At 35.2% G+C, this 14,863-nt stretch carries 16 protein-coding genes; 8 read left to right on the top strand and 8 right to left on the bottom strand.

Going from position 1 to position 14,863, the window contains the following annotated elements; genetic code table 11:
* Nucleotides 1-174 precede the first annotated feature (174 nt).
* Together AC1DVP_RS00405 and AC1DVP_RS00400 are read right to left on the bottom strand one after the other, a co-directional pair.
* Nucleotides 175-1,683, bottom strand: a complete 1,509-nt coding sequence (locus tag AC1DVP_RS00405) for an FMN-binding glutamate synthase family protein (protein WP_477181576.1) — start codon at nt 1,681-1,683, stop codon at nt 175-177.
* Between the two features lie 56 nt (nt 1,684-1,739).
* Nucleotides 1,740-2,573, bottom strand: a complete 834-nt coding sequence (locus AC1DVP_RS00400; protein ID WP_477181575.1) for an NYN domain-containing protein — start codon at nt 2,571-2,573, stop codon at nt 1,740-1,742.
* A gap of 295 nt (nt 2,574-2,868) precedes the next feature.
* On the opposite strand from AC1DVP_RS00400, the gene capB reads away from it, so the two are divergent.
* The 6 genes from capB to AC1DVP_RS00370 all read left to right on the top strand — a co-directional run bounded on the left by capB (nt 2,869) and on the right by AC1DVP_RS00370 (nt 7,726).
* On the top strand, nt 2,869-4,131 hold the full coding sequence (capB, locus tag AC1DVP_RS00395; protein WP_477181574.1) for a cysteate-C-fatty acyltransferase: 1,263 nt from the start codon (nt 2,869-2,871) through the stop codon (nt 4,129-4,131).
* Nucleotides 4,132-4,389: 258 nt separating this feature from the next.
* Nucleotides 4,390-4,938 carry an RBBP9/YdeN family alpha/beta hydrolase gene (locus AC1DVP_RS00390; protein ID WP_477181573.1) on the top strand — a complete coding sequence of 183 codons (549 nt, stop codon included), beginning with the start codon at nt 4,390-4,392 and terminating at the stop codon, nt 4,936-4,938.
* A gap of 3 nt (nt 4,939-4,941) precedes the next feature.
* On the top strand, nt 4,942-5,763 hold the full coding sequence (locus AC1DVP_RS00385; RefSeq protein WP_477181572.1) for a sulfurtransferase: 822 nt from the start codon (nt 4,942-4,944) through the stop codon (nt 5,761-5,763).
* 306 nt (nt 5,764-6,069) lie between these two features.
* A complete protein-coding gene (locus tag AC1DVP_RS00380; RefSeq protein WP_477181571.1) occupies nt 6,070-6,471 on the top strand; it encodes a cupin domain-containing protein in 402 nt (133 codons plus the stop codon).
* Nucleotides 6,472-6,619: 148 nt separating this feature from the next.
* Nucleotides 6,620-7,144 (top strand): dihydrofolate reductase family protein, encoded by a 525-nt coding sequence (locus AC1DVP_RS00375; RefSeq protein WP_477181570.1) that lies wholly within the window; start codon nt 6,620-6,622, stop codon nt 7,142-7,144.
* A 54-nt stretch (nt 7,145-7,198) separates the two neighbouring features.
* Nucleotides 7,199-7,726 carry a YceI family protein gene (locus tag AC1DVP_RS00370; protein WP_477181569.1) on the top strand — a complete coding sequence of 176 codons (528 nt, stop codon included), beginning with the start codon at nt 7,199-7,201 and terminating at the stop codon, nt 7,724-7,726.
* A 35-nt stretch (nt 7,727-7,761) separates the two neighbouring features.
* On the opposite strand, the gene AC1DVP_RS00365 is transcribed toward AC1DVP_RS00370, so the two are convergent.
* The 6 genes from AC1DVP_RS00365 to AC1DVP_RS00340 form a co-directional block, all read right to left on the bottom strand.
* On the bottom strand, nt 7,762-8,091 hold the full coding sequence (locus AC1DVP_RS00365; protein WP_477181568.1) for a tRNA-binding protein: 330 nt from the start codon (nt 8,089-8,091) through the stop codon (nt 7,762-7,764).
* 141 nt (nt 8,092-8,232) lie between these two features.
* Nucleotides 8,233-9,165 carry a peptidylprolyl isomerase gene (locus AC1DVP_RS00360; protein ID WP_477181567.1) on the bottom strand — a complete coding sequence of 311 codons (933 nt, stop codon included), beginning with the start codon at nt 9,163-9,165 and terminating at the stop codon, nt 8,233-8,235.
* 85 nt (nt 9,166-9,250) lie between these two features.
* Nucleotides 9,251-9,610: a cupin domain-containing protein gene (locus AC1DVP_RS00355; protein WP_477181566.1), complete on the bottom strand. Its 360-nt coding sequence runs from the start codon at nt 9,608-9,610 to the stop codon at nt 9,251-9,253.
* A 226-nt stretch (nt 9,611-9,836) separates the two neighbouring features.
* Complete coding sequence (locus AC1DVP_RS00350; protein WP_477181565.1) at nt 9,837-10,280, bottom strand: hypothetical protein; 444 nt, start codon at nt 10,278-10,280, stop codon at nt 9,837-9,839.
* A 162-nt stretch (nt 10,281-10,442) separates the two neighbouring features.
* Complete coding sequence (locus AC1DVP_RS00345) at nt 10,443-11,162, bottom strand: hypothetical protein (RefSeq protein ID WP_477181564.1); 720 nt, start codon at nt 11,160-11,162, stop codon at nt 10,443-10,445.
* A 264-nt stretch (nt 11,163-11,426) separates the two neighbouring features.
* Nucleotides 11,427-13,457 carry a M3 family metallopeptidase gene (locus tag AC1DVP_RS00340; RefSeq protein ID WP_477181563.1) on the bottom strand — a complete coding sequence of 677 codons (2,031 nt, stop codon included), beginning with the start codon at nt 13,455-13,457 and terminating at the stop codon, nt 11,427-11,429.
* A 231-nt stretch (nt 13,458-13,688) separates the two neighbouring features.
* Here AC1DVP_RS00340 and AC1DVP_RS00335 point away from each other — a divergent pair, with 231 nt between their 5' ends.
* Nucleotides 13,689-14,132, top strand: a complete 444-nt coding sequence (locus tag AC1DVP_RS00335; RefSeq protein ID WP_477181562.1) for a DUF1569 domain-containing protein — start codon at nt 13,689-13,691, stop codon at nt 14,130-14,132.
* A 29-nt stretch (nt 14,133-14,161) separates the two neighbouring features.
* Nucleotides 14,162-14,806 (top strand): DNA/RNA non-specific endonuclease, encoded by a 645-nt coding sequence (locus AC1DVP_RS00330; protein ID WP_477181561.1) that lies wholly within the window; start codon nt 14,162-14,164, stop codon nt 14,804-14,806.
* Nucleotides 14,807-14,863: the final 57 nt, after the last annotated feature.

Below are 14,863 nucleotides of genomic sequence, written 5' to 3'. Positions count from 1 at the left end.
GCGTAAATTTGAATGTGGTTTTGATTAATTACTTGAGATATAATATCACAAATATTTAAATATTAGAAAAAGTATCCCAATAGTCAGCTATACCGAATTATAGTAAGTATAAGTTAGATAATGATAAATCAGAACTACAAAATTGGAGAGCCCTGAAAAGCTCTCCTTTTTTGTTTAATAACTGCTTACATTCGTTAAATTATCTGGGAAATAGCCATCTGATAAGTTTGTAAACTCATCTCCTCTCATAAAGATATTAATATCAACTTCGCTAAAACTATTTTTTCCGGCTGCCGCCAAAAGTTCGTTCGCAGCGTGCAGCGTATTTTTATGAAAATGATACACTCTTTCGGATTTATCGGTTACAACCAATCCTTTCATCAGCATTTTATTTTGAGTAGCAACGCCTGTAGGACATTCGTTATTATTGCAGCGCAAGGCTTGAATACAGCCCAAAGAAAACATAAATCCTCGAGCAGAATTACACATATCGGCTCCTAAAGCTATCGCTCTTAATATCGAATAGCCTGAAATTATTTTACCGCTGCTAATCACTCTAATTTTATCTCTAATTCCTAATCGAACCAAGGTTTTATTTACAAAAATCAAAGCGGGTTCAAACGGCATCCCTACTCCATCGGCAAATTCGAGCGGTGCGGCTCCAGTTCCTCCTTCGGCACCATCGACTGTGATGAAATCAGGATAACAATTTTGATGAATCATTTCACTGCAAAGATTTTCAAAGTCGGAAGTATCACCAATACAGAGTTTAAATCCTATAGGTTTCCCATTGGACAGCTGACGCAAATGGGCAATAAATTCAACCAACTCTTTACAATCAGAAAAAGCACTGTGGCTAGGTGGCGAAAGTATTGTAATATTAGGTTCAACCCCTCTAATTTTTGCAATTTGCGGGGTATTTTTTTGTGCAGGAAGCACTCCTCCGTGACCTGGTTTGGCTCCCTGCGACAATTTTATCTCAATCATTTTTACTTCGGGGAGATTTGCCTTCTCAGCAAACTTCTCAGCATCAAATTTACCTTCGCTATTGCGGCAGCCAAAATACCCTGTCCCGATTTGCCAAGTAATATCAGCGCCATTTTGATGAAATTCCGTCAGGCCGCCTTCACCGGTATTGTGATAAAAATTTCCTTTATGTGCGCCTTTGTTGAGTGCTACAATTGCATTCTCACTCAAGGAACCGAAACTCATAGCCGAAATATTAAATAAAGAAGCCGAATACGGCTGTTTGCAATCTGGACCGCCAACAAGAACTCTTGGCAATTCATGATTAACTACAGCGGGAAACATAGAATGCTTAATTCCTTCGTAACTTGATTGGTTTAAAACTAATTGGGTTCCGAATGGAGAAGTCGCATCAATATTTTTGGCTCTTTGATAAACTAAAGAGCGCTGATTTCTTGAAAATGGTTTCCCATCGGTAGTGCGTTCTATGAAGTATTGCTGAATCTCGGGAGCAATCATCTCAAACAAATAGCGGAAATAACCCAGAACAGGAAAGTTTCTTAAAATAGCATGTTTTTGCTGAATGGTATTATAAAAGCCAACAATTATAAGGATTATCATTATCGCCGAAAAAACAAATCCCGTTTTCAGGAAATAATTAAAACAGAGGGAAATTAGTAATAATGTAAAACTGATAAAGAATAACTGCTTTCTCATTTATTGAAACAATTTAAAAAGTTAATTAGATTTAATTTATTTTTACTCTGAACCCATTACGTATATCGCAACCTCACAAAAACATGTTTGATTCCTTTTTTATCTGATTCTCTCTCATCTATTTCTAAAATATCTGTCAGCGATTTGAGCATGGGGGTCAGTTTGGAAAAACCATAATTTCTAGGGTCAAATTCGGGTTTTTTCTTTACAATGAGATTACCCACATCACCAAGGAAAGCCCAGCCGTCATCATCGCCAATAGCATCAAGAGTATCTTCAATGAGTTCGATGGTTTCGCCGTCAATTTTATTTGGAGCTTCTTTTTGCTGCGCCTGTTCGCTATTGCTCGGGTCAGGAGCTTTTTTAGTTCCTGTAATAGCAGTAGTGGCCACTGGTTTTGGTAATTTTGTTTGGGCGTTGGTAGTTTTTCTTGTCTTTTTGATAGCACCGTCTAATACTTCTATAAAAATAAATCGGTCACAAGCACTGATAAAAGGTTTTGGCGTTTTTTGCTCCCCAATTCCTATCACTTTCATACCCGATTCCCGAAGCCGTATGGCCAGACGCGTAAAATCGCTGTCACTGGAAACGATGCAAAACCCGTCTAATTTACCAGAATACAATAAATCCATAGCATCAATAATCAAAGCTGAATCGGAAGAATTTTTACCAACCGTGTAACTGTATTGCTGTATGGGCGTAATAGCATGTTCTAACAAAACTGATTTCCAGCCATTAGCATTTGGTTTCGTCCAATCGGCATAAATACGTTTGGTGGTTGGCGTTCCGAACTTGGCAATTTCTTCCATCATTCCTTTGACATTGCTGTAGGGAACATTGTCGGCATCAATGAGTACGGCGAGTTTTAATTCTTTAGTTGGTTGTGACATGATTTTAAAATGACAAGTTTTATTCAAAGATACAAAGTTTATTATGAAAACAACTGCCCTAGCCCCTGATGGAAATGGAAAGCCTCGATGGAATAAACCTATTTTTTCTTGTGCTGGCAGAGCGACCAGAGGAAGCTCCTGCCGGCGTAATAGAAAAATAAGGTTTATGACAGAGAGCTTGTAATGGACAGCAGGAAATGGCTCCTAAAAAATAAATTTACTTTCAAGATGCTAATACATTATAAATAATTATTTTTGCAACTTCTTAAAATTAATAGCACTACAGATATATATTATGGTAAAAGATTTATTTGAAAGAATTCAAAACAATAAAGGGCCATTAGGAAAATGGGCTTCACAAGCAGAAGGTTATTTTGTATTTCCAAAATTAGAAGGAGACTTAGGACCAAGAATGAAATTTCAAGGAAAAGAGGTTTTGAACTGGAGTTTGAATGACTATTTGGGTCTGGCAAACCATCCAGAAGTGCGTAAAGCAGATGCAGATGCAGCGATTGAATATGGTGCTGCTGCGCCAATGGGAGCTCGTATGATGAGCGGTCACACTAAATATCACGAACAATTAGAGAATGAATTAGCTGCTTTTGTAATGAAAGAATCAGCTTATTTATTGAATTTCGGTTATCAGGGAATGGTATCGATCATTGATGCTTTAGTGACTAGAAATGATGTGATTGTCTACGATGTGGATGGTCACGCCTGTATTATTGACGGTGTTCGTCTGCATAGCGGAAAACGTTTTACGTACAAGCACAACGACATCGAAAGCATGGAGAAAAACTTGGCTCGTGCAACAAAATTGGCAGAAACAACTGGTGGCGGTATCTTGTTTATTACCGAAGGTGTTTTTGGAATGCGCGGACAGCAAGGAAAGCTGAAAGAGATTGTAGCTATGAAAGAAAAATACAATTTCCGTTTGCTTGTAGATGATGCGCACGGTTTTGGAACACTTGGTAAAACAGGTGCCGGAGCTGGCGAAGAACAAGGCTGTCAAGACGGAATTGATGTTTACTTTTCGACTTTTGCAAAATCAATGGCTAATATCGGTGCTTTTGTAGCTGCTGATAAAGACATCATCGATTATTTAAAATACAACTTGCGTTCTCAAATGTTTGCCAAAGCATTGCCAATGATTCAAACTATAGGTTCTTTAAAACGTTTACAATTGTTGCGCGATAACCCAGGATTGAAAGACAAATTATGGGAAAACGTAAATACTTTGCAAAATGGTTTGAGAAGCAAAGGATTTAACATTGGCGACACTAATACCTGTGTTACACCAGTTTACTTAGAAGGAAGCGTGCCAGAAGCAATGGTAATGGTGAACGACTTAAGAGAAAATTATGGTATTTTCTTGTCGATTGTAATTTATCCAGTTATTCCAAAAGGAATGATTTTATTGCGTGTTATCCCAACCGCTTCTCACACATTTGATGATATTGCTCAAACGCTTACTGCTTTTGAAGCGATCCGCGAGAAATTAGTAAACGGAACTTACAAAGAAATCGCAAGCAGAACTAAAGTAGATTTGGACGCTTAATTTCTAGCAGTTTATTTAAATATAGAAAATCCATCAGCCTCGAGTTGATGGATTTTTTTTTAGAGCACACATTTTTGCATTTCATCTAGTTCAGTCCCGCTGTCCGCTTCAATCTTGTAAGTCTCGTCCCAAAAGACGAGGCTTACAAGGATTTCCACTTCCATCAGGGCTAAAAAAACAACTTTAGATTTTCATAAGAAGCTATGCCGACAACGCATAAAAATTCTGTATTTTTATGCCATCAAAATAATGTAAAAAATGACCCCGCACTTATTAATTATCCCAGGACTCGGTGATTCCGGCGAAAAACACTGGCAAAACTTTTGGTTGCAAAAATTCACCAATTCTACCAAAGTCATTCAAGACAATTGGGACGAACCCCAACTCCATGAATGGCTTCACAGACTTGACCAAACTATTCAAAAGATAGAAACACCAACGATTTTAATTGCTCATAGTCTGGCAGTTTCCCTAGTGATGCATTGGGCCGCACAAAATAACAATCCAAATATTGTAGGCGCATTACTTGTCGCTCCCGCCGATGTAGATTCGCCCGAACATACACCCGATTTTCTGAGACACTTTTCCCCTATTCCAACCCAACCAGTTCCCTTTCCATCGCTGGTAATTGGAACCGAAAACGACTCTTACATGTCACTCGAAAGAGCCAGGGAATTAGCCGCTTATTGGGGAAGTGATTTTATAAACGTTGGTCAAAAAGGACACATCAACTCTGATTCTAATTTGGAATATTGGGAAGAAGGACAAGTTTTTTTACAACAATTAATCGCAAAAACAAACGGCTAAAAAATGACAAATCCAATAGTTTCCGCATCTTGGCTACAAGAACATTTAAACGACTCAAATCTAATTATACTAGAGGCACGATTGGATCAAAATCAATCGAATTTAGAAAATCAAAATCCTGGTTTGCAAATAAAAGGCGCTCGCTTATTTGATATAAAAAATAATTTTAGCGACACCAGCAATCCGTTACCAAACACTTTCCCTTCTGCAGTACAATTTACTGCCGAAAGCCAGAAATTAGGCATCAACAAAAACAGTACTATTGTGGTTTACGACACTTTGGGAATCTATTCAAGTCCGAGAGCTTGGTGGATGTTCAAAGCAATGGGGCATTCAAATGTTTTTGTATTGGACGGCGGACTTCCGGAATGGATTAAAGAAGGATATCCAACAGAAAATCAACAACAAACTACTGCCTACCAAAAAGGAGACTTCGAAGCTAAATTTCAGCCTGAATTAATCAAAAGCAAAGAACAGGTTCTGGAGAATATCACAACCAAAAAAGCCGTTCTCATGGACGCCAGATCCTCAGATAGATTCTACGCAACTCACGAAGAGCCAAGAGCCGGATTGAGAAGCGGGCATATTCCTGGTTCTATCAACGTACCTTTCACCGAACTGCAGCAAGACGGCAAATTCAAATCTACAGAAGAATTAAAAAAAATCCTAAAACTAAACGACCAGCCCTTATTATTTACCTGCGGTTCAGGAATTACAGCCTGCATTGTTTTATTGGCCACCGAATTGATTTCGGACAATCCAAAAGCAGTTTACGATGGTTCCTGGACTGAATGGGGAACTAGTGATTTACCTATAGAAAAGTAAAAAAAACAATAATTTTTATAAAAAGGGTAATTTTATTTTATACAAAGTTGCCCGTTTTCAATCCGTTTTCAATCCGTTTTCAATTTTGAAATCAGATATCATTAAAATAAAACCTAACTGTTAGTCTATCTACTACAACAAAATTAACAACATCAAATTTTTCTTTCTTTCAAACCTACAAAACAATTAAAACATTAAAAAACAGCTGATTAGACAATTAAAATTATTTAAAAACGAGTTTAAATTGCTAACTTTACTTGATGTTTTTATGTTGTTTTAATTCTCACACATTAAAGAAAGATAATCATGAAAAGAAATTTATCCATTGCCTTGGGAAGAATATTTATACTCTTCCTATTATCATTTGGCGCCAAGGCGCAGGAGTGGAAAAATGTGAACCCAAAAATGAACCATGTTTTGGCGGACACAACTTTCCTACGAGCAACCGAAGTCATACTTCAACCAGGAGAAAAGAGCGATATGCATACTCACCCAGCTCATTTCTTTTATGCACTTACCGACGGAAAATTAATAGTTCACTACAAAGACGGTAAGAATGAATCATTCGATCTCAAACCCGGAGCTTCTGGAGTCAGTGCACCTGAGCGCCCGCATGTAACAGAAAATGCTGGTACCACAACAGTAAAATTTCTATTGGTAGAACTAAAGGAACACCCTTATCTAGAGTCTAAAAACAAGAAGAAATAAGAGTACTAATTAGCTATTTTCTTGTTGTCCGTTCAAGAAAGAACTGCATAAACCAGTAACAACAAATTGGCACAAATAAAATCCTGATCTTATAACTTTTATTTGTGCCAATTTGTAAAATTTCAGAAGCTATTTTCGATAATAATAGATGAGAACAACAGCATATATAGGAACTAGTCTAGACGGTTTTATTGCTCGAAAAGACGGAGAAATCGATTGGCTAATCCAATTTGAAAACTCCGAAATTAACCAAAGCTACCTAGACTTTGCTAACGAGATTGATGCTATAGTAATGGGAAGAGGCACTTTTGAAAAAGTAATCACTTTTCCTTCTTGGCCGTATCTGCAAAAGGTTTTTGTATTAAGCACACAAATCAAGGAAATACCAAATAATCTAAAAGAAAAAGTTACTATTCTCTTGATGGAACCAAAAGAGCTACTGCCTTATCTTTCTAACAAAGGATATTCAAATATCTATGTAGACGGTGGAAAAATGATACAAAGCTTCCTGAAAGAAGATTTACTGGATACACTAATAATCACAAGAGTACCTATGCTTATAGGAAATGGTATTCCCTTGTTTGGATTGCTTGATAACGATATTACTTTTAAACACGTTCAGACCAATATCTTTTCGAATGGACTTGTAAAGAGTCATTACGAAAAAACATAAAGGCAATTAACAAATACAGCTATTGATAATTTCAATAAATCAAAAAACAGAATCATGGAAAATATAAAATGGGAGATAGACCCCACGCATTCAGAAGTACTTTTCAAAATTAAACACCTTGAGATTGCTACTCTTACAGGACGATTTAATGAAATAACCGGAACTGCTGAGGCAGAAGAAGATTTTGAAAATGCGGTATTTTCTTTTACCGCAAATGTTGATTCCATTGATACCAATGATCAAAAAAGAGATGCTCACTTAAAAAGTGCAGATTTCTTCGATGCTGAAAAATTTCCAAAAATCACTTTCTATTCCACTAAATTTAAAAGAATTGGCGATGCAGCTTTTGAAATAATCGGTAAACTGACTATCAAAGAAATCACAAAACCAACCATTTTGGAAATAAAATATGGCGGTAGCAATATTGATCCTTGGGGAAATACTAAAGCGGGTTTAAAATTGAAAGGGAAAATAAATCGTAAAGATTATGGCTTGATATGGAATGCCGCAATAGAGGCCGGCGGTTTTTTGGTTAGCGAATATGTAAAGATAAATGCCAATATTGAATTACTAAAGAAATAATACAAATTGTAAAGTCCTAATGACAGTCCATAATATTAGCCTATTCGCAATCCATTTTCTATTTTGAAATCGGGAGCCAATAAAATCACGTCCCCGCCTACTGCACCAAGCACCAAACATTCACTCATAAACTTTCCGATTTGCTTTTTTGGAAAATTGACTACAGCTACAATTTGTCTTCCTGTCAAAACTTCTTTGGTATACCGTTTAGTGATTTGAGCCGATGTTTTTCGGATTCCGATAGCAGTTCCAAAATCAATTGTAAGCTGAAAAGCGGGCTTTCGAGCTTCTGGAAAATCATTAACTTCGAGTATTGTTCCCACACGCATTTCTACCCTTTCAAATTCTGACCAAGATAAATCCATATTTTGTTAAGTTACTAAGATTCTATGTGACTAAGATACTAAGTTAAAAGCAAAAAAAAATCCCAAAACGTTTTACCGTTTTGGAATTCCCTATTTATTGCAATAATCACTGATCACTAAAAACTGACCACTGCTTACTTATTATTTTACGTCCATCAATTCTACATCGAAAATCAAGATCGCATTTGGTGGAATAACACCACCTGCTCCTGCTGGTCCGTATCCTAAATCAGATGGGATTACAAAACGAGCTTTATCTCCAACTTGCAACAAAGCAATACCTTCATCCCAGCCTTCAATTACCTGTCCTTGCCCCAATCTGAATTCAATTGGTTTTTTTCTTGGATAAGAAGAATCAAAAACTTTACCGCTTTCCAATGATCCTTCATAGTGAACAGCAACTGTTTTTCCGCTTTCTGCTTTTTTACCAGAACCTCTTTGGATGAATTGGTAACGCAAACCGCTTTCTGTTTTTTCAAAACCTGCAGCTAATGTTTCCATTTTTGCTTCTGATTCTGCTTTCAAAGCTGCTTCTTTTTTCAAACGAGCACCTTTTAAACCAATAAAAGCTTCGATAGCATTCCATTTTTGAGCTTCTTCACCTACTCTGATAATTTCTAATGTATCTAATGAATCACCTTGGGCAACAGCATCAACTACATCTTGTCCTTCGATTACGTGACCAAAAACAGTATGTTTATTATCCAACCAGCTTGTTGGAACATGCGTAATGTAAAATTGAGAACCATTAGATCCTGGTCCTGAATTAGCCATAGCCAAAACTCCCGGTTTGTCATGTTTTAAAGATGGGTGAAACTCATCATCAAATTTATAACCTGGATCTCCCGTTCCTGTTCCTTTTGGACAACCGCCTTGAATCATAAAATCAGGGATCACTCTATGGAAATTCAAACCATCGTAGAATTTTTGCCCTTGAGGTTTTACTTTATTTTCCATATTTCCTTCGGCAAGAGCCACAAAGTTACCTACAGTTCCTGGAGTTAAATCGTGTGTTAATTTTACTAAAATCGATCCTTTTGCGGTATTGAATTTAGCGTATATTCCGTTTTCCATATTGTTTGTTTTTTATTGAAGTGCAAATTTACAAAAATAATTAGAGTTGGCGATTTGCAAATACTGTCATTTTTAGAATTCGCTGTTAATATGCTTTTTTCTGCATAAAATCTTCGCGAATAGGACTAAAAACATCTATCAGCAAACCATCTTCAAGACAAAGCACTCCGTGAATCACGTGAGGCGGAATGTAAAAACAATCGCCTTCTTTCATCACTTTTGTCACATTATTGATTGTTACTTCGAATGCTCCTTTGGCAACATTGGTAACTTGCGAATGATAATGTTCATGCAGCGTTCCAATAGCTCCTTTTTCGAAAAGAACATTCACCATCATAATGGTGTCATCATAACCCATTATTTTGCGCTTAATCCCATCGCCAACAGCTTCCCACTCGGATTCTTCGTCTTTTATAAATTCTTTGCTTGCTCCAAAACTTTGCATCGTGTTTTTATTTTATCAGTTAGAATGTATCTCTACGTCACATCCGTATTTTTCTATCTTTCTATGCAAAAACAACTCATAGACTGCAATTCAAACAATATTAAAATCCTTTAATTGCGGTCATGAGTATTCTTTAAAATATTATTCTGTGAGCAATAAACAAGCTCTTTTAGAATTGAATGACACTGTTTTGAGTTAACAGCATAGATTTAGCAATGCTTATATTTTATTCAAAAAGAGTTTTTACTTTTGGAGATTCTTCTCCTTTTTCAGTTAGATATAAAGCCGCACCGTCAGCATCTAAAAAGTTTAAAATGACGGTCAAAACTGTTCCCTCTTTTTTATCGTACATAATTGTAAAAAGACCAATTTCTGATTTACTGCCAGCATTTTGGTTGTGCTTTTTAAAATCAGTTTTATATTCTACAAAATAAAAATTATTGTTTTCATCATAGAACTCTTTTTTGAACTCAATGTAATATTTGTTTTCTACATTATCCTTAGTGTTTTTTTTATTGAGAGTTCCTTCTTTTACATCAAAAACAAACTCATTATTTTCTAATGAAAACTCTTGTGGCGGAACGCTTTTATACACTGTCTGCACAAAAATTTTCTGTGAATACAATTGATTAAAGAATAAGAATGTAAGTATGTAAAATGTGTGTTTCATTTAATTTATTAGGCTTCGGTGTTGTGTTTTAGAAAACCATAACGCTCTATTGATTCTAGCTGTTTGCAAGTTATGAAAACCGAATATTTTCGGCTAAACGAAAATAAAAATTAAATTCTAGTAAATTTGCAAATAGCTAGAGACATTTAATGTGAGTCGTTACTATTCTATTTTTATGAGGCAATATTTAAAGTTTATTTTCTCAATTATTGAAAAATCTTTCCAAGTAATTTCATAGTCATTTAACAAATCCAATTTGTAAAAGTGTTCTTTTTTGCATGTCCAGTGTTCTTTTAATTGAATGTTAGACCAAACATTATTTTCGTTTAATATGAATTTAGTTTGATCAATCTTACTGTAATTCCAGCTTGAATCAAAACGATTAAGAATAGTACCATTATGGAATGAAAAATGTTTATCAATATTGTCTTTTTCAAAAACATTTTTTTCAAAATATGCTTTATCATTTGTTAAAATCAAAACATATCCATATTTATAATTCAAATTCTTTGATTTATAATTTTCAATTCTAAAGATATCTTTTCTAAAACTAAATCTTCCAACATCTGTAGCCCCATGTTCCGCTAAAATGTAATTTTCTTCATTAAAGAAAATATTTGTTTTTCTCGTTTTGTATTTTAATTCGATAGGATAATAATCACCATTAGTATCAATAACAATTATATCGATTGGAGCTCTAACAGTTATTTTTTTACCATTTCTATTAATCATTTCTAATTCTACAGGTCTTTCGAGACGAATCTCAAATTCGGGATTATTTTCTTTAATTTTAAATGCTAAAGCTAATTTTAAATCATCTTCAGAATGAAATATTGGCCTTTGCTTTTGGAGTTCAATAATTGATTTTTCAAAAAAATCCATATTTATATTTTCTAGCCCGTAAATATATTAAATTTTACTTTGCACTACTTTTAAAACAGGAGTTGTGTTTTTGAGTCCTTTTGTTATGAAATGAAACAGTTTTTATGAAAACGATAATCCCACTGCTGCCTAGCCCTGATAGTAGTGAAAATCCTTTTTTGAGGCTTTTTTTGCCGAAAAAAAGATTGCAACGGATAGCAGGAAACAGCTCCAAAAAAAATGACACCCTTTCGGATGCCATTTTTATATTTTTAATTTTATTAATTACTCTGCTGATAGTCCAGCGTTTTTTAAATACGGTTCGGTTTTCATATCATGACCAATGAAATCTTTGAACGCCTTATTTAAATCCACACTATTCCCTACTGACAGTATATATTTTTTGAATCGCTCACAGTTGGCTCTTGTCATACCGCCATTGGCCTGCATCCAGTCAAATGCATTATAGTCCAAAGTTTTAGACCAAGTGTACGCATAATAACCCGCAGAATAACCGCCTCCCCAAATGTGCGCAAAATAAGGGCTATGATAGCGTGTAGGCACTTCGTTTACCAATAAACCATATTTCTCTAAAGCTTCTTTCTCGAAAACCAACGTTGGTTTAAAATCAGATTCTTTTTCGACGCTGTGCCAAGCCATGTCAAGGGTTGATGCTGCCAAAATTTCGGTCACATCATAACCTTTATTAAAGGTTTCGGCTTTCTTAATTTTATCGATTAACTCTTGTGGAATAGGTTGTTTGGTTTGGTAATGAATAGCATAGTTTTTTAGAACTGCTGGATCTAACGCTGCATGCTCATTAATTTGAGATGGAAACTCTACATAATCCCTCGGTACCGAAGTTCCGGATAACGATACATATTCTTGGTTGGCAAACAATCCGTGCAATGTATGCCCAAATTCATGGAACATAGTAGTTACATCATCAAAACTAATTAAAGAAGGATTACCGCCAACTGGTTTTGAAAAATTGTAAACGTTTACAATTACAGGTTTTTGCTTCAAATAATGTGATTGGCTCACTAAATTACTCATCCAAGCCCCTCCATTTTTATTGTCACGGGTATAAAAATCTAAATAATAAATAGCGATTGATGTTCCTTTATCATCAAAAACTTCATACACTTTTACATCAGTATTGTACACAGGCAAATCTTTTCGTTCCTTGAAACTGATGCCATACATTTGTTTTGCTGCATAAAACACTCCATTTTCCAGTACACTGATCAATTCAAAATAAGGTTTAATCTGACTTTCATCCAAATCATATTTAGCTTTACGAACTTGCTCTGCATAGAAATTCCAGTCCCAAGCTTCCAATTTGAAACCGCCGTTTTGAGCATCTATTAAATCCTGTATTTCTTTAGCTTCCACTTTGGCTTTGGCAACTGCTGGAGCTGCTATTTTGGCTAACAATTCCATAGCAGGTGTTGGTGTCTGCGCCATTTGATCTTGCAGCTTCCATTCGGCAAAACTTTTCTTGCCCATCAAATTGGCTTTTTGCAAACGAAGTCTAGCTGTTTTTTCCAGTACCTCACGCGTATCGCCTTCATCATTTTTTTCGGCGCGGTACCAAGACGATTTGTATATTTTTTCTCTGGTCGCACGGTTTTTCAAACTAACCAGCAAAGGCTGTTGAGTCGTATTCAATAATCCTATTAAATACTTATTTTCATATCCTGCCTCTTTAGCTTTTTGCTTGGCTGCTTCAATTTCGGCAGCACTCAATCCATCTAAATCGGTAGTATTATCAAATAAAACGGCTCCATTTTTTCGAGCCAGTAATAATTTATTACTGAAAAGAGTACTCAAACTCGCTAACTCTTCATTGATTTTCTTCAGTTTTTCTTTATTCGCTTCAGATAAATTAGCTCCGTTTAATTCAAATTGCTGCAAATAGTATTCTGTCAATTTTTTGTCTTCACCTTTCAGTTTATTCAAATCGATTGCTTTGAAACGATTGTACAATTTACTGTTCAGATAAATTTTGTCTGTGTGACCTGAGAAAACAGGAGCATATTCTGCCTCAATAGCTTGCAACGTCGGATTGGTATTGGAACCTGTCAGATTATAAAAAATACCAATTGCCCTGTTCAAAACTTCTCCACTGATTTCTAATGCCAAAACGGTATTTTGAAAAGTTGGTTTTGCAGGATTGTTGGCAATAGCTTCAATCTCTTGGACATTAATTTTCAAACCGTAATCAAAAGCAGGTTTAAAATCTTCGTCTTTAATAGTACTAAAATCGGGTGCCTGATACTGTAAAACACTTTTTTGCAATAGTGGGTTTTTCATTTTTATATCATTATTTTGAGCCTGCAGTGAAAAAACAAAACATAATAAACTGATAAAGAGAGACCTATGTAAAATTTTCATAATTAATATTTTTTTAACATTAAAATGTAAATATAACAAAAAAAAATATCCTCCATTTTATTATCACAAATAGTATTAAAAATTTTAAATATTTAATACTATTCATACAAAAAAAAATATATATTTGTCGTATTAGTTTAAACATAAAACATGAATTCTATATTCGACAAAATTGATAATCAATCTATTATAGATAGAATCATTATTCTTGAACCTGATAGTAAGCCATTATGGGGGAAAATGTCAGTGGATCAAATGCTTAAACACGCCAATGAAATTATTATTGTTGCATTCGGCGAAAAGAATATAAAAGTAAATTTTATTTCTAAACTTTTAGGCAAAATGTCAAAAAAGAATATCTTTAATTTTGGATTTGAAAAAAACAGTCCAACAGCCAAAGAATTTATTTTTACAGCAAAATATGATTTCGATCAGGCAAAGAGCGAATTGATAAAAAACTTCAGTCGTTTTACTGAAAAACCTGTACCCATTACAGTAATGAATCATCCTTTTTGGGGAAAAATGACCTATAAAGATTGGAACAAATTAATGTGGAAACACATTGATCACCACTTGAAACAATTTGGCGTTTAATCTCCAATCCCATAAAAGAACGCTCATTTATGAGTATAATCAGGCATAAGCATTTCTTCCTCTCCTATTCTGAAGAACACGAACAAGCTGAATGGACTGCTTATTATTTAACAGCGCAATCCCGATATCAGCATCATTACGACCGCCCTTATTTCAAACAGGATCCACTAGTCGATACCGAATCGGCTCATTGGAAAAACTACAAAGACACGGGGTACGACAAAGGACACCTCGTTCCTGCAGCAGATATGAAATTTTCGGAAGAAGCTTATGCAGAAACCTTTTACACTTCGAATGTTGCACCTCAAAACAGAGCTTTTAACGCTGGAATATGGAATCGGCTGGAACAAAAAGTCAGATATTGGGCTGATAAATACACAGCTCTCTTTATAGTAACCGGAAGCATTCTGCACGATAATTTAGTAACTATTGGCGTGGAAGAAGTTTCGGTGCCTGATTATTTTTTCAAAATTGTGGTTCGGGCAGAAAACAACAGCTTGAACATGATTTCATTTTTGGTCCCTAACGAAAAATCGGATGCACCACTCTATAAATTTGCCGCTACTATTGATGAGATTGAACAAATTACCGGTATTGACTTCAACCAAAAGCTAGTAGAAAGAATCGAAGAAAAAATTGAAAAAGAATTAAGCTACAAAGAATGGAGTTTTTAGTCAGCCAGTCTTTTAATTATTATTCATAAAGAAAAATTAACTGCAAAGTTCGCTAAG

The sequence above is a fragment of the Flavobacterium sp. P3_A6 genome (assembly GCF_056403035.1).
The sequence above is the reverse complement of the archived record's forward strand: the minus strand, read 5'-3'. Positions and strand labels throughout refer to the sequence as shown.

What these genes read in the sequence shown, in the direction of transcription:
- AC1DVP_RS00370 (WP_477181569.1), top strand. Translation starts at nt 7,199, where the DNA reads ATGGAAAATATAAAATGGGAGATAGACCCCACGCATTCAGAAGTACTT.
- AC1DVP_RS00405 (WP_477181576.1), bottom strand. Translation starts at nt 1,683, where the DNA reads ATGAGAAAGCAGTTATTCTTTATCAGTTTTACATTATTACTAATTTCC.
- AC1DVP_RS00400 (WP_477181575.1), bottom strand. Translation starts at nt 2,573, where the DNA reads ATGTCACAACCAACTAAAGAATTAAAACTCGCCGTACTCATTGATGCC.
- AC1DVP_RS00355 (WP_477181566.1), bottom strand. Translation starts at nt 9,610, where the DNA reads ATGCAAAGTTTTGGAGCAAGCAAAGAATTTATAAAAGACGAAGAATCC.
- capB (WP_477181574.1), top strand. Translation starts at nt 2,869, where the DNA reads ATGGTAAAAGATTTATTTGAAAGAATTCAAAACAATAAAGGGCCATTA.
- AC1DVP_RS00380 (WP_477181571.1), top strand. Translation starts at nt 6,070, where the DNA reads ATGAAAAGAAATTTATCCATTGCCTTGGGAAGAATATTTATACTCTTC.
- AC1DVP_RS00350 (WP_477181565.1), bottom strand. Translation starts at nt 10,280, where the DNA reads ATGAAACACACATTTTACATACTTACATTCTTATTCTTTAATCAATTG.
- AC1DVP_RS00375 (WP_477181570.1), top strand. Translation starts at nt 6,620, where the DNA reads ATGAGAACAACAGCATATATAGGAACTAGTCTAGACGGTTTTATTGCT.
- AC1DVP_RS00335 (WP_477181562.1), top strand. Translation starts at nt 13,689, where the DNA reads ATGAATTCTATATTCGACAAAATTGATAATCAATCTATTATAGATAGA.
- AC1DVP_RS00340 (WP_477181563.1), bottom strand. Translation starts at nt 13,457, where the DNA reads ATGAAAAACCCACTATTGCAAAAAAGTGTTTTACAGTATCAGGCACCC.
- AC1DVP_RS00385 (WP_477181572.1), top strand. Translation starts at nt 4,942, where the DNA reads ATGACAAATCCAATAGTTTCCGCATCTTGGCTACAAGAACATTTAAAC.
- AC1DVP_RS00390 (WP_477181573.1), top strand. Translation starts at nt 4,390, where the DNA reads ATGACCCCGCACTTATTAATTATCCCAGGACTCGGTGATTCCGGCGAA.
- AC1DVP_RS00360 (WP_477181567.1), bottom strand. Translation starts at nt 9,165, where the DNA reads ATGGAAAACGGAATATACGCTAAATTCAATACCGCAAAAGGATCGATT.
- AC1DVP_RS00345 (WP_477181564.1), bottom strand. Translation starts at nt 11,162, where the DNA reads ATGGATTTTTTTGAAAAATCAATTATTGAACTCCAAAAGCAAAGGCCA.
- AC1DVP_RS00365 (WP_477181568.1), bottom strand. Translation starts at nt 8,091, where the DNA reads ATGGATTTATCTTGGTCAGAATTTGAAAGGGTAGAAATGCGTGTGGGA.
- AC1DVP_RS00330 (WP_477181561.1), top strand. Translation starts at nt 14,162, where the DNA reads ATGAGTATAATCAGGCATAAGCATTTCTTCCTCTCCTATTCTGAAGAA.